We start from the raw sequence: 22,169 nt of genomic DNA on the forward strand, positions 1-22,169 counted from the left end.
CTTACACAGTTGTTTTTAACGTTATTGATATCAATACTAAAAATATTAACTAAATAACCCTACAAAAATTAATAGATAATCTAGAATTAACCTTAAGTGAATAATTTGTCTAAGGATCGGACTTTGAACAGCCTGCTCAATAACGTTAGAAAAAATAAAGGTTCTATCAAGTTGGCCATCCTTTTCATTAGCTGTGTCACCCTTTCACTAATACTCCTGCTATCACCCACAAAAGTGGCAACTCAAACTGAAGATAACCCCTTCAAAATTGGCGTTTCACAAACCCCACTCAGTGCGCCATTTATTATTGCTGAACACTTATCATTATTCGAAAAAGCAAACCTTGATGTTGAACTTATAGCGTGTTTTGGCGGCGTTGAGTGCAGTGAAGCGTTAATTAACGATCAAGTTGATTTTGCAACGGCTTCAGAATCTGTAGTGATGTTTAAAAGCTATCAAACCCATGACATCGCCTTATTAACCAGTTTTGTGCAGTCTTCAAACGATTTAAAGCTATTAACTCTTAATGAAAATTTAACGATTAAAGAAAGCGTATCAATCAGTACAGAGAGCAGCAACAACAGCAACAACAGCAACCTTAGAAAAGTCGGCATCGTCAAAGGCAGTGCCAGTGAATATTATTTCGATACTTTATTGGTTGCTCAAGGAGGTAATAAGCGCGATATCGAAAAAGTCTACCTTTCACCAAAAGCGTTGGTCGATGCTTTAATCACCCGTCAAGTCGATGCTATTTCAATATGGGAGCCATATGGATATCAAATAAAAATGCTGACCAATAATACGATAACCAATCTAGGCATTCAGGGGATTTATCAGCTCAGTTTTAACCTAATATCCAAAAAATCGTATTTTAGCCCATCGACAACAACGAAAACAGCTCAAACTGCTGTCATCATTGATGTTCTGGAACAAGCAATTCAATGGATTAATCAACACCCTGAGACTGCTATGGTGATAGTGGCCAAACACTTAGATGTTCCGCTAAATCAGATAAAATGGTCATGGAATGATTATATTTTTAGGTTGTCTATTGGCAACTCACTTTTGTCGAGTTTACAAACCCAATCCCACTGGGCTAAGCAACAGGGCTTAGTCAAAGGTAAAGAGCCAGAGTTTCGTGATGTCATTTACAAACAGCCATTTGAACAAGCAAAAAGTTCCAAGGAAGTATCATGGTAAAGTCCATTAATGGAAAACTGATTATTCTGCTCTGCATTAGTTTTATTTTTACCTTGTTGCTCAGTTTTTCATTTTTAAAAATCCACTCAGCTCAACATAAAACCACTGAGACGCTGCGTTATTTTTCAGATTTACAGGAGAATATAGATGCCTTACGTAGCCAGTTGTGGTTGTTTTCGCAACGGCAAGATCAAGCCAGTTTACAACAAGTCGTTTTATCTCATGAATCTTTATCTCAGTTGTTAATAACAAAAAACATCTACACACAGAGTGTGTTTAACCTTCAAAAGTTAACTGACGATATGGGATCTTTACTAACACAAGAGCAAGCCCTTTCATCACAATCTAGCACGTCAGAAAATAGCCATGTCACTCAAGCTCAGCAACTATTACGCTACCGATATAATATATTGATTGAGAACATGTCAGAAGAAGTCGCTTATTTAAATCAAACAACTTTAGACAGTAATCAAATCGCAATTACATCTGTCATGTTGTACTCCTCCCTTGGGTTGATCTTAGCCGCAATTATAGTGTTGGCGATGAACTTCTCGATATACCAACGCTTTAAAATTGGTTTCAATAGAATGAAATTAGGGATTCATGCACTCTCAAAAGGAGAAATAAATCATAAAATAGATGCTAAAAACTTAGATGAAGAGTTTCGCTTGCTCGCTTCATTTTTTAATCAGATGACCAAAAAGCTTGAAACCACTATGGTTTCAAAACAAGAATTAGAACAAGAAGTGAACAGACAAACCAGTGAACTGGAAAAGCAAAAACAACAACTGTTAGTGTTATCTGAAAAAGATCATTTAACGGGCTTAATGAATCGCAGAGCACTAGAAAGAGCCTTAGATAACGTGATTAATGATGCCCATATATCAGGTAGTAAAGTGGCTTTATTTTTTCTCGATATCGATAACTTTAAAATTATTAACGATTCAATAGGTCACGATGCGGGTGATACGGTATTACAGCAAGTGGCTCAGCGTTTACAAGAATGTACCCGAAAAGCTGATATTGTTGGCCGCCTTGGCGGCGATGAGTTTTTAGTCTGTTTAGGGACTATTGAAGATTTTGATCAAATAGGTCACAAAGCGCAATCAATTCTTGACTCAGTAAGCCAACCGATTGAGTTTAATGGTAATAAATTGTCAATTACGACAAGTATGGGAGTCAGTTATTTTCCTTTTCAAGCCAGATCAAGAGACAGTTTAATTAAGCGAGCAGACCAATACATGTACAAAGCAAAGCAGTTCAAAGGAAGCTGTTGTTATGACGGCCAAGAAGTTCTTGCTCAATCCAATATAAAGGCTCACGGCTGAGCCTGTAAACTCAAGCCAAGCTTTTTATTAACTTCTGAGTTTTGTTATTACAGTCATCGTCATGACTGCAATTGCCCCTGCTATTACGCCAAATATCGCATTTAACAGACTCGGCGTGAGCGCTGCTAGTAATCCACCTAAATAAGCTATGTCACTCACCATGAGGGCAATATTGGTAATCTGAGCACTTATGGCATGAATGCCATGAGTGAGAATACCGCCCCCCACCATAAACATGGCAATCGTGCCCACAATCGTTAACCCTTTCATTAAATAAGGCGCTGAAGTTAGCAAACCAAAACCTATTTTATGCCAAACGGCAACCAGCGGCCCTTCACCTTTTCGTTGAGTTAGATAAAGTCCCAAGTCATCAATTTTGACGATACCCGCCACCAAACCATATACCCCAACAGTCATAATGATCGCAATCACGCTTAAGGTAAGAAACTGGCTTAACAAACTGCTTTGTGCGACTACACCTAAACTAATGGCAATAATCTCAGCAGATAAAACAAAATCCGTTCTGATTGCGCCTTTGACCTTTTTCTTCTCAAACGCCTTAATGTCTTGCTCAGACTTCTGGATAATTTCTTTTTCTGATATTTCGGACTTTTTATCTTTTCGGTGAACATAGGAGTGATAAATTTTCTCGAATCCTTCAAAACATAAAAAAAGCCCACCAAACATCAACAAAGGCGTAATCGCCCACGGCATAAATGCACTAATTAATAAGGCTGCTGGTACAAGGATTAATTTATTCATGAATGAGCCTTTCGCTACAGCCCAAACAACCGGTAATTCACGTTCTGATGCAACACCTGAGACTTGCTGAGCATTGAGGGCTAAATCATCACCTAACACCCCTGCTGTTTTTCTTGCAGCAATTTTACTCATAGCAGCAACATCATCTAATATTGCAGCGATATCATCCAACAACATTAGTAAACTTGCACCAGCCATATGCTTTCCTTGTTAACGGTTAATTATTATCATTTTGCTTCATTGCTTTGTACGCGTGTTAAAAGGCGTACTGCCATACTAAGCCTAAGGTATCAAAATCATTGCCGATGCGGGTTATTACACCTGTGCTCGCATACAATTTCATACTGTGATGACGATTAAATGCTAATGAATATGTTAATCCGAATCGTGAATTTTCTTGGTCATCATCAGCATCAATACCATTTTTACTGGTTTCACCACCGATGAAGTAATTGCCACTTAACGACAGCCATTGTCCACGTGCAATACTGTAAATAATATGCCCCTGAAAAGTATATTGGGCTTGCTTGCTAAGCTGCACTTGATTATAAAATTCATCATTATCACTGTATAAACGAATCGATGTCATTGCGCTGTAATACCAATCACCAACGCGATAAGACATTCCTATGCCTGGTCTAAAGACCCATTGGTTGGCTCCAGCATTGATTAACTTAGTTTCGTCATAAGTACCAATGGGAAGGCTAACTTGTAAACTGGTACCGATGACTAAGCCTTGCTGATACTTTGCAAAATCTTTTGCTTCAACCGCTGGAGCACCGTAAAAGTTCCATGTTAACCTCACTTTAGGATCGCCATAGCCACAACGATTAGCTGTCACAATTTCATTTTGATAATCAGCAGACCCTTTCATGCAGATACGCGATAATGACATATCAAATTTTGAAGAATTGCCTGCTAAGCCAAATGAATGGGCATAACCTAACACTGCTGCATCCAATGTTAGATGAGCATCTTTTAAAGGAACAGATGGAGATGGAGACAATGCGCCTTCAGAGTGCAGATAGCCTGCTGCCATAAAATGCATGTCGATCGGGATATTGGTATAACTGCGAGGCTCTAAATCTTGCGATTTAACTTGAAAGGAAATGAGGCTTAATAGGATAAACACTATCAATAATTTAGTTTTGTATACGAGACGGTTTAAACCAAGATATATCGATAAATGAAGGCGTAAAATGTTAACTCTATTTGGGCGTATAGTATCTTGATTCAAAGCATTATCCATAATGACTAAGGTTAACTCTCATTACAAAGTAGTCATGAAGTTAAGGTTATTTAACTGGATAAACCATCTCTTCATATCGATGCAAACAAAGCCGTCACTTTTAAAGGTAATCGGCTTTATATATTGGCATGACCATGTAAATCCAATTAATAGATATCAATTTATTACAACAGAAAATCTAATTGTCTGCCTCTGGGCTGCTGCCGCAAGAATGTCTTACAACCATATTGGTAGGTATCAGCTGTGGCCCCACTTCTTTTCCGCGTATGAGCTTTAATAAACTTTCAACTAAAATTTCACCAGCAAGTTTAGTATTTTGCTTAACCGTGGTGAGAGATGGATTAGCAAAGCTTGCGACTGGGATGTCATCATAACCTACGACAGCAATATCTTCTGGCACTCTAACACCGCGTTTTTTAAGTGCACGAATTGCTCCAATAGCAATCAAGTCACTGGCAGCGAAGATAGAGTCAAACTCATGGCCACTATCCAATAATTTAATTGCAGCATCAAAGCCTGAACTTTCGGTACTGATAGCATCAAACTGACATTTTTTATTCAGTTTAATACCCACTTTTTTCAACACCTCTGCATGACCTAAATAGCGGTCTCGAAATTCAGGGCTGTGTTCAGATGCATCGCCTAAAAAAGCAATTTTATTCAATCCAAGCGATATAATATGTTCAGTGGCTATCACGCCGCCTTGATGGTTGTCACAACCAATGGAGAGCACTTCTTTATTGTTATGCTCAGCGCCCCAAATAATGAAATGGGTATTTTGCTCTAATAATTTTTGTAACTTATGTTCATAATCTACATAGTCACCGTAGCCCAGTAATATGATGCCATCGGCCTTATTACTATCCTCATAGTCAGCATGCCAATCACTGGATAGTTGCTGAAAAGAAACCAATAAGTCATAACCCTGCTGAGCGGTTGCTCTGGTTATCGAGCCAAGCATAGACAGGAAAAATGGGTTAATTAATGATTCATCATTAGTGGGGTCTTCACAGATCAACAACGCCAAAGTGTGGCTATTTTGAGTCCGTAAATTACTGGCATTTTTATCGACTTTATAATTGAGTTCTTTGGCAATGGCTTGAATTCGTTGCCTGGTTTCGAGGTTAACTAAGGGACTATTTCTCAATGCGCGAGAAACCGTCGATTGCGAAACACCGGCTCGATAAGCGATGTCGATGGAAGTAGCTTTAGATGTCATATTAGCATCAGGCCTTTTTATAGTTATTTTAGGTACTCACACCTTGTTTATACCTAAAATAACGACAGTTTTCACCGTTTTAATTTATAAACCTAACTCATTCAATAAATCATCAGCATCGTCTGCCACTATGACTGGCGCATCTTTTTTAGTCGCCGTTTTAGATTGATTGTTACTGCCATGTGCTTCAATCAATGAATCAGGATCAAATTCTTCATCTAATTCAAACTCTTTCAGCATAATGAATTCTGTTTTATCCATGGCAAACTCTAGATAAAATATATGATTATCAGCTGTTTTAAATGACACTCTTCTTGATACTGCTTCATCTAAATTAGTATCAATCGATATCGTTAACTCTTTATTGATAGTTAACATTTTTGGCTGACTTTGGCTGATTGATGTTTGTAATTCTTTTGAAATTGTTTTGATGAAATCACCCAGTATTTGATTCATCAACTCACCCATCACGTTTCCAACATCATCAGATGTGTGTGAAAAAGCGAGCTCAGATTCAGGCATTCCCATGTTAATCATGTATCTGCGATAAATCTCTATGGCGGCTTCTTTTGAAAAATTGATAACCACTAAACCAGAAAAACCACCATCAAATATCGAAAAGCAACCTAAGTCAGGCTTTAAACAAGTACGAGTAATATTCTGCACCATACCAGCATGGGTCACTTGGCTGTCACTGGTGCTTGAAAGAACGTGAGAAACGGAATGACATAACTTGAGTAGGATGTCATCTGTTGTAACAATTTGGACTGAATTCATAACAATATATTACCTAGTTTTACTTTTCCTTCATTCTGAGGCTTATCGAATAATAAATCAAAGCCAAAACAACTCATTAGCAAAAATAAAAAACACACATAACATACTTCGCATTAACAGTTTGATAGTTAAGCTTTTCTAAAGTTGGTCATAGTGCTTGAAAACACTCACTATATGTATCATTTTGTAAATTTATATCAGCTGATCACACTTCTACTAATAAGATGTTCTTTCTAGAACTAAAACTGTCTATATTTGCAAAATACATCGCTGAAAAATTTTAAAGAGTATCTATGATCGCCTTCCTCAGACAATTAACTATCTTGAAACGTCTCATCATAATGTTAGTTCTCGCGGCAATAGGAACCGTATGTTTTGCCAGTTTTTCTATTAATGAACAGTACAACAACCTCATCAATCAAAAGAAGGTTCAAATTGAAGCGCAAGTGTCCACCGCAACTTCCCTTCTCAATGCATTAACCTGCCAAAGTAATCAACAAACTGATGCAGAAGAAATAAAACAACAAGCCTTATCAGTAATAGCAGATTTACGTTATGGCACGAATGAATCTTACATTGTTGTTGACCAAAATAACGTCATTATCAGTTTCCCTGAAAATACCATGTTAGAAGGACGTTCATCTGACAGTTATATTGCTGCTGACGGAACGAAGCCTTTGATAGAGCTTGTCAGTAATGCTAGAAGAATGACCAAAGGCCAATCTGAATACCAAGGCAATTTATCATCAACGAATAGTGTAGAAACGATTTTAGCGGGTTCGGAATACTACCCTGAATGGGGTTGGACTATTATTGCGCATGGCAGTTCCAGTGATGTCATAGACAGCATGGGCAGTGTGGTGATTAATTACCTGATCATCATGATGCTGATTTCTATTCCTATCTTTGGCTTTTTTGTACTACTGAATATTTCTATCACATCGCCGATTAACGCTGCTATTGCAGCAATGGAAGACATCGCAAAAGGCGAAGGCGATTTGTCAAAGCGTTTAGATAATAGCGGTAAAGATGAAGTAGCTAAAATGGCTGATGCATTCAATGATTTCGTCATAAAAATTGCGTCTGTAGTCTCAGAGTTAAAACCACTAGGCAAAGAACTTGATACTGATGCGCAGCAGCTTTTAGTCGCCGTTGAAGAGTCAAATCAAAGCGCAGAATTAATCCACAGTGAAACCCAAAGTGTTGCCACAGCAGTAAATCAAATGCTTGCAACAACCCATGATATGGCGCAAAACACTTATCAAGCAGCTGATGGCGCCAACAATGTGAAACAGCAAGCTCAGCAGTCACATGCCTTTATGCAAGAAACCGTACACGAAACGGATTTATTAGTCACTGAGCTAAAAAATGCAGAAAATGTCACCCATGACTTAGGCAAATCATCAGTTGAAATCAGTTCAATCTTAGACACCATTGGCGGAATTGCTGATCAAACCAACTTACTGGCGTTGAACGCAGCAATTGAAGCGGCACGTGCTGGAGAATATGGCCGCGGGTTCGCAGTTGTTGCTGATGAAGTTAGGGCCCTTGCCACTCGCACACAGGCTTCAACCAATGAGATCAATAAAATCATTACTAATATTCACGATGGCGTCGAACTCGTGATTAAGAGCAACACTGAAACCCAAGAACAATCCATTCAGTTACAAACTAAAGCGATTCGGTCACAAGAAGCGATGACTGAAATTTTAGCCGTCATTGCTAATATCAGTGACATGAATACCCAACTGGCAAGTGCAACAGAAGAACAGTCTCAAGTTACCGAAGAAATAAACCGCAATATCACCACTATTTCTGAATTAACTGAAATTGCAGTCAGAACTAACGAAACGAACTCTGAAGCAGCGCAATCACTACAAACCATTAGCCAGAGCGTTACTGAAAATTTAAGTCAATTCAAAACTAACTAATCATACCTCTCTAATTTTTTTCAGCTTTTATGCGTGAGTGATTTTGCTCACGCATACTTCTTCGCTAGATGAATCATATTTAACTACCAAAGCTCAGTAATAACATAAACTCACTGTTAGCAATCCATGGTTTACGGTATTATTCTGACTATTATTTATGAACGAGTTAGCTTAGATGTACGAAAAAACCGTTACCATTATTGCACCCCACGGAATCCACACCCGCCCAGCAGCTTTATTAGTCAAAGCCGCAAAAAACTTTGACTGCGACGTCATTGTCGAATGTAATGGTAAACAAGCAAGTGCCAAAAGTTTGTTTAAATTACAAACATTAGGGTTATATCAAGGTCAATCTGTTAAGGTATTTGCTGACGGAGAACAGGCTGAAAAAGCAGTAGAAACTGTCTCTGAATTACTCATCACACTTAGCTAACAGGAAGGCTTATGGCAGTAACAGGTATTGTTGTTTCCCCCGGAATTGCATTCGGTCAAGCAGTTCATATTAACCTGCATAACCAAACGGTAGATTACCGTTTACTTCCTGTTGCCGACATTGCTAAAGAGTGTGAAAAAGCCACGAAAGCCATTCGCTTTCTAACCAGTCATTTGAGCCATTGCCAAACACAGATAGAACCCGATAGTGAGCATTTTCATTTAATTGATGCTGATATCATGCTGCTCGAAGATGATGATTTAGCTGAGCAGCTCAAAAATTATATTACCCGTTTTAGATTTTCTGCAGTCGTTTCAGTTGAACGAATTTTTGCACAGCATGCTGAAGAGTTAGCCCAACTCGACGATCCTTACATGGCTAATCGAAGCAATGACGTGCTTTGTTTAGGCAAGCGACTAATGTCAGCCGTTAACGGCACCTTGCAATGGGATGTATCAAAGCTTACCGACAACAGTATTTTACTGGCTGAAGACATTACACCTGCTGAATTTGCTACCATTCCGTTAAATAAAATTAAAGGTATCGTGCTTCAAACGGGTGGATTAACCAGTCACACTGCCATTTTAGCCAAAGCGGCAGGCATACCTGCTTTACTCAGTTGCCAGTTCAATACTCATGACATTCTAGATGGTAGCCCGTTAATTCTCGATGCGATTAGTGGTGAGCTGCATATCAATCCAGCGCCTGATACTCAGCAGCTTCTACAGCAGAAATCAGAGCAGGAATCAAAACGACGTGACGCATTATTGCAATACGTCGATAAACCCAGTGTTACCCGTGATGGACACCCTGTTTGTTTACTTGCCAATGTCAGTAGCATGAATGACATTACCCAAATTGAGCACAGCGGCGCTGCGGGTATTGGACTGTTCAGAACTGAGTTTCTATTGATGCAAGTTGATTCTGTTCCCAATGAAAAACAACAATATCAACAATATTGTGATGCATTACATAGCCTCAATGGAAAAGTCCTCACTATTCGTACGTTTGATATCGGCGCAGATAAAGAAATTCCTTGCTTGAGTCAGCAATATGAAGATAACCCAGCATTGGGCGTTCGTGGGATCCGCTACAGCCTTCAACATCAAACGTTATTTACCACACAAATTAAAGCTGTACTGCGCGCCGCAAACCATGGTCGAATCCGTTTATTATTTCCAATGGTGAACCAAATAGAAGAGCTAGAACAAGCTTTTGAACTCATTGATTGGTGTAAGCAACAACTTGTAGAAGAAGAAAAAGGCTTTGGAGAGCTCAATGTTGGTATCATGGTTGAAACACCAGCAGCGGTACTTAACTTACCTCACCTTTTACCTAAGTTAGACTTTATTAGTATTGGTAGCAATGACTTAACTCAATATACCTTAGCCGCTGACAGGGGAAATCCTGAACTTGTAAAAGATTACCCTCCTGTCTCTCCTGCAATGATCCGCTTGATAAAGATGGCCGTTGATACCTGTAAAATTCATCAAATCAAAGTGTGTTTGTGTGGGGAATTAGCCAGTGATACGAAACTAATTAGCTTATTGGTCGGTCTAGGAATTGATGAGCTAAGTGTTAACACCGCAAGCTTGTTAGACGTTAAGGCCACTATCTGTAATGGCCAATATCAGCAATTTTACCGACAAGCACAGCAAGCTTTAGGCTTTAGCCACATAGAACAATTAAACCAGTTATTCAGTTAATTTGACTTTATTTAGTATTTTTCAATATTTATTGTTTATAAAAAAATCAGACAACACTAGAATAAAACCATAAAAACATTATAAAAAGAGGCTATATCTCATGGGATTTTTAAGCCGTATACGCCGACTTATTTCAGGACAACCCGCTTTAACTGGCGGTATCGAAATTTATGCTCCTGTTTCTGGCGACCTAGTAGAAATTGAACAAGTCCCCGACGTTGTTTTCGCAGAAAAGATTGTCGGTGATGGATTAGCTATCAACCCAACAGGCAAGCTGATTTTAGCGCCAATTGATGGCACCATAGGAAAAATATTTGAAACCAATCATGCATTCAGTATTGAGTCTCATCAAGGGCTAGAGCTGTTTGTTCATTTTGGTGTGGGTACGGTTGAACTTCGTGGTAACGGTTTTAAACGTTTGGCCGAAGAAGGACAGCAAGTCAAAGTGGGCGATCCAATTTTGCAATTTGACTTAGACTACTTAACCGATCAAGTTGAGAGTTTGTTGACCCCTGTAGTACTGGCCAATATGGAAGATGTGCAATACCTAGTAAAAGCACAAGGACAAGTCACTGCAGGTAAAGATGTCATCTTTACTGTAGAGCTTTAACTAACAAAGAGTTATGTAACAAATATAAGTAACCAATATAAGTAAAAAGCTTTATAAAATAAGCGTAAAAGATTTAGCAAAACCTTACAATTTTCAATGGGATTTAAGTCAACTGTAAACAAGTAATGATTAAAACAGAGTTGGTTAAATCACAATAACAAGATCCAAGGAAATAAGACCAAAATGAGTAATAGCGTTATTTATGGCATTAAAAACTGCGATACCGTTCGAAAAGCACGTAAATGGTTAGAAGCTGATGAGCAAGCTTTCACATTTCATGATTTTCGTGAACAAGGAATCAACGCTGACATCATTAATCAATGGTTTGAACTTGCAGACTGGGAATTGCTATTTAACAAACGCAGCACCAGTTTTAGAAATCTAACCGATGATCAAAAAGCTGATATTACCAAAGAAAAAGCACTGCAATTAATGGTGGAGTTTCCAACATTAATCAAACGTCCTGTGCTTGTTCAAGACAATCAAATTCTTATTGGCTTTAAAGCTGCCGATTACCAAGCGTGGTTTAAGTAATGACACAAGAAGTATTAGCACTCACAAAAGATTTACTCTCTCGTCCATCAGTCACTCCACTTGATGAGGGCTGTCAAAAACTGATGGCTGACAGACTGGCAACCGCAGGGTTTAACATTGAATCAATGGTGTTTGATGACACCACTAATATGTGGGCAAGACGCGGCACTGAAAGCCCAGTATTTTGTTTTGCTGGCCACACCGATGTTGTGCCAACGGGCGATTTAAGCAAGTGGCATACTCCGCCATTTGAACCTACCGTCATAGATGATTATATTCATGGTCGCGGTGCCGCTGATATGAAAGGTTCTTTAGCGGCGATGGTCGTTGCCACTGAACGCTTTGTAGCTAAGCATCCAGACCATAAAGGCTCAATTGCATTTCTTATCACCAGTGATGAAGAAGGACCATTTATTAATGGTACAACGCGAGTCATTGACACGCTCGAGGCCCGTAATGAAAAAATCACTTGGTCATTAGTCGGTGAGCCTTCATCAACTCATAAACTGGGTGATGTGGTTAAAAATGGCCGACGTGGTAGTTTAACAGGGAATTTAACGGTTAAAGGGATCCAAGGCCATGTTGCCTATCCACACTTAGCTGATAACCCTATCCACAAAGCCTCTCCTGCTTTAGCTGAGCTTGCTCAAATGCATTGGGATAATGGTAACGAGTTTTTTCCACCAACCAGCTTTCAAATCGCTAACATCAATGGCGGTACTGGCGCATCAAATGTAATCCCTGGTGATTTGCAGGTGATGTTTAACTTCAGATATTCAACTGAAGTGACTGCAGATGAGCTAATAAAACGCGTCCTTAATATTCTTGATGACCATGGTTTAGATTATGATATTGATTGGGTGTTTAATGGCTTGCCGTTTCTAACTGGAGATGGGCCTTTATTAGAGGCGACTAAAGCCGCTATTTTAGATGTCACCGGATATGAAACTGACCCGCAAACTTCAGGTGGCACATCTGATGGACGTTTTATCGCGCCAACCGGTGCACAAGTGATTGAGCTTGGCCCAGTCAATGCCACTATTCATAAAATAAATGAATGTGTGAAAATCTCTGATTTAGAAATTCTAGCCTTATGCTATGAATCTATATTGGAAAAACTGCTTTGCGAGTAGCTCGTCAAATAGAGCAATTATCTAAGGCTCAACTGACCGAAATAGCTCATCCAGCCCTTTATGGGTTGGATGAGACACACCTTGTTCAATTTGAACAGTTTTTACTGACCTCAGCGACTGCTACTGCGTTTAAAAAAATGCAGCAACAAGCGCAAAGTGACGGTATTAATATTCAAATTTGTTCTGCTTATCGTAACTTTGAACGTCAAATGGCCATTTGGAATAGCAAGGCACAAGGGAAACGCCCGTTACTTGATATCAATAATAACCCTGTACATTTTGCCAATTTAACCGATGAGCAATTAGTGGATGCAATATTATGTTGGTCTGCTCTTCCAGGTGCATCACGGCATCATTGGGGAACTGATATCGATGTATTTGATGCCAATAACATCAGTAAAGCAGAGCTACAGTTAGTCACTGCAGAGTACATAGACAATGGTCCATGCGCCTTATTAGCCCAGTGGTTAGTTGATAACGCTGCCCGCTTCGGTTTCTACTTACCTTATCAGCCTGACCAAAGTGGTGTTAGCCCTGAAGCTTGGCATATCAGTTACTATCCTGAGTCTTCGTTGTTTTTATCACAATATCGAGCCGAATCATTAAGACTTCTCTTGTCACAGGCTGAAATCACTTTACAATCAGCCCTACTTAAACAACTCGACAAATTAGTCGAGCATTATGTTTTTTATGTCGCAAGCGCGCCCAAATCAAGTAACAAGTAACAAGTAACAAGTAACAAGTACTCAAATAACCTTCTAGAGAAACCTAATCTGTAATAGATAGTAGACTCGCATTCAAAGTAATAACGGTTATTTATCATAAGCGCTTTGACTCAATCAGTTTTACGATTTTTTAATTTTAATGTTTTAGAGACCTCCATGACTCAACCAAAATCAAACAGCTTTAGCATCGACAATCAACGTCTTCATTTCACTGATGTAGGACAAGGACCTGTTCTCTTTTTTGTACATGGTTTTTTAGCTGACAACACGATGTGGCAACCACAGATCGCTCAACTTTCTGAAAACTATCGCTGTATTAGTGTTGATTTGTGGAGCCATGGACAGTCAGATTCAATGCCAACGGGTACAACCTCTCTTATTACAATCGCTGACCATTGTTTATCATTACTTGATTATTTAAATGTGCATCAATGTTGTGTGATTGGTAATGGAACGGGTAGCGCGATTGCTGCTGAAATGGTACTTGCAAAGCCTGCTCAGATATCAAAACTAGTCATGGCGAATAGTTTTATTGGCTTTGAACCGCAAGTGAATTGTGCAAAATACCAAGCATGGGTAGATCAAATCAGTGAACAGAAGCAATGTCATGAGCAACTAGCAAACACCATTGCTGATATGTTCTTTGTTAATTCACAAACATCAACGGCTAAATCAGCTTTCATTAGCAAGTTAATTCATTTGTCGCCCACACAAATAGAGCAACTCGCCTTATTCAGTCCGCTGGCTTTCTATAAGCGTGACACCCTTGAATTAGTAGAACAATTCTCACTGCCTTGTTTGATTATGATTGGAGAGCAAAACCAATTACGCACAATGCTAGAAGCTTATTTAATGCAAGACTGCATTACAGGAAGTCGCTTACTTCAAATTGCTAATAGCGGTCACTTTTCAAATATTGAACAAGCAGAAAAAGTGAATCAAACCTTGGAATTATTTCTCCGTTAAGGGTGAAATGATTTCAATTTTATAAATTAAATGGATAGACCAGCATAATCAAATTTGCTGATATACTCTTGAAAATGATGAACATCAGCTAAATAACTGTTCAAAATACACTCTACATCTTTCACTTTTATTTGGGTCTATAACAATAAATGAAATTACTTAAGCCTCTTTTTGATAACAATCGCCGCTGGGCTGAGCGTATAAACGAAGAAGACCCTGATTTCTTCAAGCAACTGGCAGAACAACAGAATCCTGAATATTTGTGGATTGGTTGCTCTGACAGCCGCGTACCATCTAATCAGATAATTGATTTAATGCCAGGAGAAGTGTTTGTTCATCGCAACATTGCCAATATGGTTATCCATACTGATTTAAATTGTTTGTCGGTCATCCAATATGCTGTTGAAGTATTAAAAGTAAAACACATTATGGTAGTTGGCCACTATGGTTGCGGTGGTGTCAAAGCGTCGATGACCAAAGAGCGATTCGGTCTTATTGATAACTGGCTTGGCCATTTAAAAGATATTTACCGCATCCACCGTTCAGATTTAGAGCAACTTGATGAACAACAGAGGTTTGATCGCTTATGTGAGCTGAATGTCATGGAGCAAGTGGCTAATGTTACTAGCACCTCTATCGTGCAAGATGCATGGGACAGAGGCCAAGAGGTTGCAATTCACGGTTGGATTTACGGTATTAACAACGGCTTATTAACCGATCTAGACGTAACAGTCTTCAGCGAACATGCAAATAATAATGCCAATAATACAGAAGAATAATGCTTATTAACTAAAATTAATAAGCCGTTCATGCTGAAATAAGCAAATAACAAAGCCCACCTTATATGTGGGTTTTGTTGTTTTTATCTCATATATAGAAACAGTTATAGCGCTTTGTTTAGTCTGCTTTACATAAAAATTAGCGATTAATGAATATAAAGCACTGTAACGACCATACAATCACAGCGAAAGGTCATATAGTTAATGCAATTAACGCCCTAACCCAGTTATAATCTTCGGGTTTATTTAGCGCGACCTCGCGCACTGCATTTTTTAGGAGATAATTTCCATGCCAGGTTTTGAATTATTTGGTCCAGAGGAAAAGCAAGAAGTCGCTGATGTGATGGAAAATGGTTTTACCTTTCGTTATAACTTCGATCACATGCGTAATGATCGTTGGAAGACTCGTGAGATGGAAGCCCTTCTTTGCGAAAAGATGAATGCTAAGCATGCACATCTTGTTTCTAGTGGCACCGCCGCATTACAAACGGCTATGGCTGCAGCTGGTATCGGTGCTGGTGATGAAGTTATCGTTCCTCCGTTTACCTTTGTTGCGTCTGTAGAAGCCGTATTTATGGCCGGCGCTGTGCCAATTTTTGCTGAGATTGATGAAACACTTTGTCTATCTCCAGAAGGCATTGAAGCTGCAATTACTCCACGTACTAAAGCAATTAATCTTGTTCACATGTGTGGTTCTATGGCTAAAATGGATGAAATTTTAGCGGTATGTAAAAAGCACAACTTAGTGATCTTAGAAGATGCTTGCCAAGCTATTGGTGGCAGCTATAAAGGTCAAGCACTAGGTACCATTGGTGACGTTGGTTGTTACTCATTTGATTCTGTTAAAACCATCACTTGTGGTGAAGGCGGCGCGATCATGACTAACAACGAAACCATTTATAACCACGCGCATATGTTCTCAGATCACGGCCATGACCATGTAGGTAATGACCGCGGCGCTGAAGGCCACCCTATTATGGGGCTAAACTTCCGTATTTCTGAAATGAACTCAGCAATGGGTCTTGCTCAATTACGTAAGCTAGACAAAATCATTGATATTCAGCGTACCAATAAAAAGCTGATCAAAGATGCTATGGCAGATATTCCAGAAGTAACTTTCCGTGAAATCCCTGATCCAGAGGGTGATTCTGCAGGCTTCCTTACTTTCTTGATGCCAACAGAAGAGCGCACAGTTGAAATCAATAAGAAGTTAGCTGAAAACGGTGTTGATGGATGCTTCTACTGGTATGTTAATAACTGGCATTACCTGAATAACTGGAAGCATATCCAAGAGCTTAAGTCTCCTGCTGCATTGCCGATCACATTAATTCAAGATCGTCCAGATTACACTAAGGTTGAAACACCTAAGTCTGATGCCATCATGAGCCGCACTATTTCAATGTTAATCAAACTGTCTTGGACAGAAGAAGAAATAGCGCAGCGTATTGAAAACATCAAACGTGCTTTTGCTTAATTAACCCGATTATTTCTATCGCGCCATTTATCACATTGGCGCGATAGTACTTTTTACAGTACTAATCTCAACGGAGAAGTTGTAATGAGTTTCAAAAATTTCAAATGTGTACCAAAAATGATTTTTGGTCGCGGATCATTTGCACAATTAGATGACGTACTAGCTGAAGAACGCCAAGTTGAAAATGACTTCGTCGTATTTCTAGTTGATGACGTACACCAAAATAAGCCTTTAGCTGGTCGTGTACCTGCTAAAGCACATGATTTATTAATCTACGTCAACGTTGATGATGAACCTACAACGAAGCAAGTTGATGCCCTAACTGAACAAGTTCAAGCATTTAATACTAAACTTCCTGTAAGTGTAATCGGTCTTGGTGGTGGTTCTACCCTTGATTTAGCTAAAGCGGTATCGCTAATGCTGACTAATGAAGGTGGCAGTGCTGAATATCAAGGTTGGGATCTGATTAAGAACCCAGCGGTACACCATATTGGTATCCCTACAGTTTCAGGTACAGGTGCTGAAGCGTCTCGCACCGCTGTACTTTGTGGTCCTGTTCGTAAGCTTGGTTTGAATTCAGATTACACTGTATTTGACCAAATTATCATGGATTCAGAGCTCATTGCTGGCGTACCGACTGACCAGTGGTTCTATACAGGTATGGATTGTTACATCCACTGTGTTGAATCATTAGAAGGTACATACCTAAACGAATTTGCTAAAGCATTCGCTGAAAAGTCTATGGATTTATGTCGTGAAGTCTTCGTTGATAATCACGAAGAAAAAGATGACAAGCTAATGATGGCATCATACATGGGCGGCATGAGTATCGCTTACAGCCAAGTGGGTGCCTGTCACGCTGTATCATATGGCTTAGGTTACGTGCTGGGTTACCATCACGGTATCGGCAACTGTTTGGCATTTGACGTACTTGAAGAGTTTTACCCTGAAGGCGTTAAAGAATTCCGTAAAATGATGGAAGTTCATAACATCACGTTGCCAAAAAACATCTGTAAAGATTTACCAGATGAAACTATCGCTAAGATGGTTGCTGTAACTAAGAGTATGGGCCCATTATGGGACAATGTTTACGGCGCGGGCTGGGAAGAAAAAGTTACCGATGAAATGCTAACTAAGTTATTCCGCCGCATATAATTTAGCCCTAAAAGCTATCTTTAAGGGCTCTTTAGAGCCCTTTTGTTTATCGTTTTAAGATAAGTAGGTTTATTGATGAAAGTTACTCTTTTAATCCCTGCTAGATATGGTTCTAGCCGCTTTCCTGGCAAACCCCTAGCACCTATTAATGGTAAGCCAATGATCCAACACGTTTTCGAACGTGCTTCATTAGCTAAAGGATTAGATAATATTTATGTTGCTACAGATGATGACCGAATTAAAGAAGCGGTAGAGTCATTTGGTGGTCAAGTTGTCATGACGAGCCCTGACGCGGCCTCTGGTACCGATCGAATAAACGATGCGATTAGCCAACTTGGTTTAGCAGATGATGATTTGGTGATAAACCTTCAAGGTGATCAGCCACTTATTGACCCTATTTCAATTGAACAAATTATCAGTCTTTTTGAGCGTCACCCAGGTGAGTTTGAAATGGCAACTTTAGGCTTTGAAATCATTGATAAGCAAGAACGTGACGATCCTCTGCACGTTAAGATGGTTTTCGATAATGAGTTTAATGCATTATATTTTTCACGCTCGTGTATTCCATTCGGTCGTGATACGGATGACTTCCCAGTTTATAAACACCTTGGTGTTTATGCTTATACTCGTCGTTTCGTTAATGCTTTTGCTAAGTTACCTTTGGGCCGTTTAGAAGATTTAGAAAAGTTAGAACAGCTGCGTGCATTAGAATACGGTCATAAAATTAAAGTTGCTATCAGTGCTTTTGATTCACCAGAAGTTGATACACCTGAAGATATTCGCAAATGTGAGCAACGTTTAGCTGTTGATTAAACTTGTTGGTAATTTATTGAGGTAGGCATGGATTTATCAGGTATAGAAGTATGGATTATTATTATCTTAGTTGTTGGCATCATTGCCAGTAATTTAGCGGTATTAAAATACAGCGCTAAATTTAAAATGCCTCAATTTGGCGATCCTAAAAAACCTGACGATAAAAATAACGCTACCAGCGATAAACATACCACAGAGAAATCACCAGGTAACAGTGATTTAAAAGATAAGTAAATCATAATATTTGCAATAAAAAAGAGACTCAATTGAGTCTCTTTTTTTTAGTTTTATCTCGTATGGGTTTTTGCAGTAAATCAAAACTCTACATTTATTTAATAAGATTATTCAATATTATTATTTAGATTCTGCAGACTCATCTGACTTAGCTACAAAGGGGGAGTGACTATCAGGCCAAGCGTTAATCACAGCTTTGACTAATGACGCCAGTGGGATTGCAAAAAAGACTCCCCATACGCCCCACAGGCCACCAAATACCAGTACTGCGGCAATGATTAACACTGGATGTAAATCTACAGCATCAGAAAATAGAATTGGCACCAACACGTTGCCGTCTAATGCCTGAATGACACCATAACCAATCATCACATAGCCAAACTCAGGGCTGACTCCCCATTGCACAAAGGCCACCAGCGCAATAGGTAAAGTCGCCAATGTTGCACCTACATAAGGAATAAGTACTGAAAGCCCTGTTAGCACGCCAAGTAGCGCAGAGTACCTTAATCCCATTAATGCAAAAAAGATGTAGCTGACTGTACCTACAATGACAATTTCAATGACTTTGCCACGAATATAATTGAAGATTTGCTGGTCCATTTCAAACCACACTTTTCTTGCTAAGTCGCGGTTATTAGGAAAGAAACGTTTACTGCTCTTAATCAATTGCTCTTTATCCTTTAAGAAAAAGAACACCAATAAAGGCACTAAAATCACGTAAACCATTAACACGAGTAATGATGCAGAAAAGCCTAATAATTGCTTACCGATATCTAAAAGATGCTGAGTGTCGACCAGTTTTTTAAGTTCAACAACCATTGCATCAATTTGTTCGATACTAATGTATTGCGGATAGTTTTCACTAAAAGATACTAGCGATTGCATACCTGTATCAATCATTTGCGGTAAATCTGTCGCTAAAGCAATCCCCTGTCGCCAAAGGCTGGGAACGAGTCCAAAAGCAACTAAGACCATCAGACCAATAAACAAGACTAATATTAACGATGCGCCTAAAGTTCGGTTAATACCAAAACGCGCGATTTGCGCTACAGGCCATTCTAGTAAAAACGCTAAAACTAACGCCACTAATAAAGGCGCTAACAAACCGCCAGCAAAATACAGTAATAATCCAATCCCAAGTAAAATAAACAATAATGTAATCGCGTGGGGATCACTGAATCTGGCTTTATACCAATCGCTTAAAAATGAGAGCATTGTGTTACCTAAAAAGAAATCACAGTTGTGGTTGTTATTATCGGATTCTACCTCAGTAGATAGATATAATTATACTTATATATTGTTAAGCTTTGTGATGGCCAATGACATTGAATTGTCATTATCCTCAGTTATTTGAACTTGATAACCAAATTTTTTTAAAAATAGCGGAACATCTCGACGTGAACCGGAGTCAGAGATACTAATTGCCAACGTTTCACCTGGTTGCATCTTTTTTAATGCTAATTTAGTTTGCACCAAGGGATAGGGACATTGATGAGCAGTTAAATCAATAAATTTCATTATGAACTTGCTTTACACATTCTATGGCTATTATCCTAGCAAGGACAATAAACCACAAGCGATACCGTTATAGTGTTGCTTTAACTTTGCTCGCCACCCTATTGAAATAATTATAATAAAGGTTTCATTTGCGCAAATTATCGTTTTCTCAGTTTTCTAAAGGCGTCGTAACCACAGCGGTTAGTTTATTACTCACGGCTGGTGTTGCTAAAAGCTTCGCGAATAATGACCTTCCAGACCTCGGTACGGCTGCTGTTAACACTTTTAGTCTTGAAAAAGAAATGGTGTATGGCGATGCTTACATGCGGGTCATTCGTTCATCTGCACCGGTTATAAGCGACCCTGTATTGAATCAATACTTATCTGAACTAGGTAACAAATTGGTAGCTCATGCCACAGGAGTTAAAACCCCCTTCTATTTCTTTCTATTAAGAAATGATGAAATTAACGCATTTGCCTTCTTCGGTGGCCATGTCGGTGTTCATACAGGGTTATTTCTGCACGCTGATACTGAAAGTGAACTCGCATCAGTGCTTGCCCACGAAATTACTCACGTTACTCAACGACATTTAGCGCGCTCACTAGAAGCACAAGATAAGAGTTCAACAGCAACTATCGTTGGTATGCTAGGTGCTATTTTGTTGACCATTGCCGCGCCACAAGCCGGTATGGCTGCACTTGCAACGACTCAAGCTTTGTCAACCCAAGCGAGAATCAACTTCACCCGTTTACATGAACGTGAAGCAGATAGAATTGGTATGCAAATCCTAGCTGATGCAGGGTTTGATCCAAATGGTGCATCTGACTTTTTCCAAAAATTAGCCATTCGATACCGTTTTACTACTACACCGCCACAAATGCTACTGACTCACCCATTACCTGAGTCGCGTATTACTGATGCAAGAAACCGCGCCACACAATATCCTAATCGTTATATACCTGATCAACTTAATTACCAGTTAGCTAAAGCCCGTATTCAAATTAGATTTTCAAGTTATAGCGATCAGGCTGCGATTTCTTTGTTTGACAAACAACTAAACAAAAAAAGCTATACCTTTAAAAGTGCTGCATTGTACGGCAAAGCTTTAGCTTTATTCAGAATCAAGAAGTTTGAAGAATCTGAAAAGATTATTGATGAGTTATTAGCAGGCGACCCAAACAATCTGTTTTTTATCGATACTAAAACAGATTTACTGGCGCAAAAAGACGATTACGATGCGGCTATCGAGCTGTTAAAGCATCATCATCGATTAAAACCAACGTCATTAGTCATTGCGGCTAACTTAGCCAATATCTATGTTGAAGCAGACCAGCCGCGCAATGCCATTCCGTTATTAGAAGATTTAATTTTCTTAGATAAACAGAACGTATTACCTTATCAAATTATGACTCAAGCTTACCGTAAACTGGGTAATAAAGCGCTTGAGCATTACAGTAATGCAGAAGCTATGGCACTTGCAGCAAATTATGATGGTGCAATTGATCAACTCAATTATGCTTACCGTCACTCAGAAGGCCAAACGTTACAAATTGCCAGAATTGAAGCGCGTATACGTCAATTTAGACAAGCTAAGCGGTCTTTAGACGCATTAAAATAACAGCTCAGCTTATTCAATCTCAAAT

Annotated in this window: 22 protein-coding genes; 16 read left to right on the top strand and 6 right to left on the bottom strand. The window is 39.1% G+C overall.

Annotated features, from left to right (window positions below; genetic code table 11):
• Positions 1–123: 123 nt before the first annotated feature.
• Positions 124–1,200, top strand: a complete 1,077-nt coding sequence (locus tag LMH66_RS09455) for an ABC transporter substrate-binding protein (RefSeq protein WP_229369548.1) — start codon at positions 124–126, stop codon at positions 1,198–1,200.
• Entirely contained in the window at positions 1,194–2,528 is a 1,335-nt protein-coding gene (locus tag LMH66_RS09460; RefSeq protein WP_229369554.1) for a GGDEF domain-containing protein, read from the top strand. Before LMH66_RS09455 ends, LMH66_RS09460 begins: the two co-directional genes overlap by 7 nt.
• 27 nt (positions 2,529–2,555) lie before the next feature.
• Here the strand turns inward: LMH66_RS09460 and LMH66_RS09465 are convergent, their stop codons facing one another.
• The 4 genes from LMH66_RS09465 to LMH66_RS09480 all read right to left on the bottom strand — a co-directional run bounded on the left by LMH66_RS09465 (position 2,556) and on the right by LMH66_RS09480 (position 6,535).
• Complete coding sequence (locus LMH66_RS09465) at positions 2,556–3,488, bottom strand: DUF808 domain-containing protein (RefSeq protein WP_229369556.1); 933 nt, start codon at positions 3,486–3,488, stop codon at positions 2,556–2,558.
• 58 nt (positions 3,489–3,546) lie between these two features.
• Positions 3,547–4,527, bottom strand: a complete 981-nt coding sequence (locus LMH66_RS09470; RefSeq protein WP_229369559.1) for a transporter — start codon at positions 4,525–4,527, stop codon at positions 3,547–3,549.
• A 190-nt stretch (positions 4,528–4,717) separates the two neighbouring features.
• A complete protein-coding gene (locus tag LMH66_RS09475; RefSeq protein WP_229369560.1) occupies positions 4,718–5,758 on the bottom strand; it encodes a LacI family DNA-binding transcriptional regulator in 1,041 nt (346 codons plus the stop codon).
• Between the two features lie 84 nt (positions 5,759–5,842).
• Positions 5,843–6,535: a DUF3334 family protein gene (locus LMH66_RS09480; protein ID WP_102526214.1), complete on the bottom strand. Its 693-nt coding sequence runs from the start codon at positions 6,533–6,535 to the stop codon at positions 5,843–5,845.
• Between the two features lie 293 nt (positions 6,536–6,828).
• Here LMH66_RS09480 and LMH66_RS09485 point away from each other — a divergent pair, with 293 nt between their 5' ends.
• From LMH66_RS09485 to LMH66_RS09545, 13 genes are all read left to right on the top strand, one after another.
• Entirely contained in the window at positions 6,829–8,466 is a 1,638-nt protein-coding gene (locus tag LMH66_RS09485; RefSeq protein WP_229369562.1) for a methyl-accepting chemotaxis protein, read from the top strand.
• A gap of 175 nt (positions 8,467–8,641) precedes the next feature.
• Positions 8,642–8,899 carry an HPr family phosphocarrier protein gene (locus LMH66_RS09490; RefSeq protein ID WP_102526216.1) on the top strand — a complete coding sequence of 86 codons (258 nt, stop codon included), beginning with the start codon at positions 8,642–8,644 and terminating at the stop codon, positions 8,897–8,899.
• 11 nt (positions 8,900–8,910) lie between these two features.
• Positions 8,911–10,605 carry a phosphoenolpyruvate--protein phosphotransferase gene (gene ptsP, locus LMH66_RS09495; RefSeq protein ID WP_229369563.1) on the top strand — a complete coding sequence of 565 codons (1,695 nt, stop codon included), beginning with the start codon at positions 8,911–8,913 and terminating at the stop codon, positions 10,603–10,605.
• Positions 10,606–10,705: 100 nt separating this feature from the next.
• A complete protein-coding gene (crr, locus tag LMH66_RS09500) occupies positions 10,706–11,215 on the top strand; it encodes a PTS glucose transporter subunit IIA (protein WP_102526218.1) in 510 nt (169 codons plus the stop codon).
• Positions 11,216–11,398: 183 nt separating this feature from the next.
• Positions 11,399–11,749: an arsenate reductase gene (locus LMH66_RS09505; RefSeq protein ID WP_102526219.1), complete on the top strand. Its 351-nt coding sequence runs from the start codon at positions 11,399–11,401 to the stop codon at positions 11,747–11,749.
• The gene (gene dapE / locus LMH66_RS09510; protein ID WP_229369565.1) at positions 11,749–12,882 is read left to right on the top strand and encodes a succinyl-diaminopimelate desuccinylase; all 1,134 of its coding nucleotides are present in this window, start codon (positions 11,749–11,751) and stop codon (positions 12,880–12,882) included. Before LMH66_RS09505 ends, dapE begins: the two co-directional genes overlap by 1 nt.
• Complete coding sequence (locus tag LMH66_RS09515; RefSeq protein ID WP_229369567.1) at positions 12,873–13,607, top strand: M15 family metallopeptidase; 735 nt, start codon at positions 12,873–12,875, stop codon at positions 13,605–13,607. The genes dapE and LMH66_RS09515 overlap by 10 nt, the downstream gene beginning before the upstream one ends.
• 156 nt (positions 13,608–13,763) lie before the next feature.
• On the top strand, positions 13,764–14,573 hold the full coding sequence (locus LMH66_RS09520; protein WP_229369569.1) for an alpha/beta fold hydrolase: 810 nt from the start codon (positions 13,764–13,766) through the stop codon (positions 14,571–14,573).
• Between the two features lie 149 nt (positions 14,574–14,722).
• Positions 14,723–15,352 (top strand): carbonate dehydratase, encoded by a 630-nt coding sequence (can, locus tag LMH66_RS09525; RefSeq protein ID WP_229369572.1) that lies wholly within the window; start codon positions 14,723–14,725, stop codon positions 15,350–15,352.
• Between the two features lie 289 nt (positions 15,353–15,641).
• Positions 15,642–16,826, top strand: a complete 1,185-nt coding sequence (gene kdnA, locus LMH66_RS09530) for an 8-amino-3,8-dideoxy-alpha-D-manno-octulosonate transaminase KdnA (protein ID WP_102526223.1) — start codon at positions 15,642–15,644, stop codon at positions 16,824–16,826.
• An 84-nt stretch (positions 16,827–16,910) separates the two neighbouring features.
• Positions 16,911–17,981: a 3-deoxy-alpha-D-manno-octulosonate 8-oxidase KdnB gene (gene kdnB, locus LMH66_RS09535; RefSeq protein ID WP_229369575.1), complete on the top strand. Its 1,071-nt coding sequence runs from the start codon at positions 16,911–16,913 to the stop codon at positions 17,979–17,981.
• A gap of 75 nt (positions 17,982–18,056) precedes the next feature.
• Positions 18,057–18,794, top strand: a complete 738-nt coding sequence (gene kdsB, locus LMH66_RS09540) for an 8-amino-3,8-dideoxy-manno-octulosonate cytidylyltransferase KdsB (RefSeq protein WP_229369577.1) — start codon at positions 18,057–18,059, stop codon at positions 18,792–18,794.
• Positions 18,795–18,821: 27 nt separating this feature from the next.
• On the top strand, positions 18,822–19,028 hold the full coding sequence (locus LMH66_RS09545; RefSeq protein ID WP_229369580.1) for a DUF2897 family protein: 207 nt from the start codon (positions 18,822–18,824) through the stop codon (positions 19,026–19,028).
• Between the two features lie 120 nt (positions 19,029–19,148).
• Here the strand turns inward: LMH66_RS09545 and LMH66_RS09550 are convergent, their stop codons facing one another.
• Together LMH66_RS09550 and LMH66_RS09555 are read right to left on the bottom strand one after the other, a co-directional pair.
• The gene (locus LMH66_RS09550; RefSeq protein ID WP_229369583.1) at positions 19,149–20,243 is read right to left on the bottom strand and encodes an AI-2E family transporter; all 1,095 of its coding nucleotides are present in this window, start codon (positions 20,241–20,243) and stop codon (positions 19,149–19,151) included.
• Positions 20,244–20,318: 75 nt separating this feature from the next.
• Positions 20,319–20,546, bottom strand: a complete 228-nt coding sequence (locus tag LMH66_RS09555; RefSeq protein ID WP_102526229.1) for a sulfurtransferase TusA family protein — start codon at positions 20,544–20,546, stop codon at positions 20,319–20,321.
• Positions 20,547–20,674: 128 nt separating this feature from the next.
• Between LMH66_RS09555 and LMH66_RS09560 the strand changes: the two genes are divergently transcribed.
• Complete coding sequence (locus tag LMH66_RS09560; RefSeq protein ID WP_229369585.1) at positions 20,675–22,144, top strand: M48 family metalloprotease; 1,470 nt, start codon at positions 20,675–20,677, stop codon at positions 22,142–22,144.
• The last annotated feature ends 25 nt before the right edge of the window (positions 22,145–22,169 follow it).

This window comes from Shewanella sp. 10N.7 (assembly GCF_020806285.1).
Lineage (GTDB): Bacteria > Pseudomonadota > Gammaproteobacteria > Enterobacterales > Shewanellaceae > Shewanella > Shewanella electrodiphila.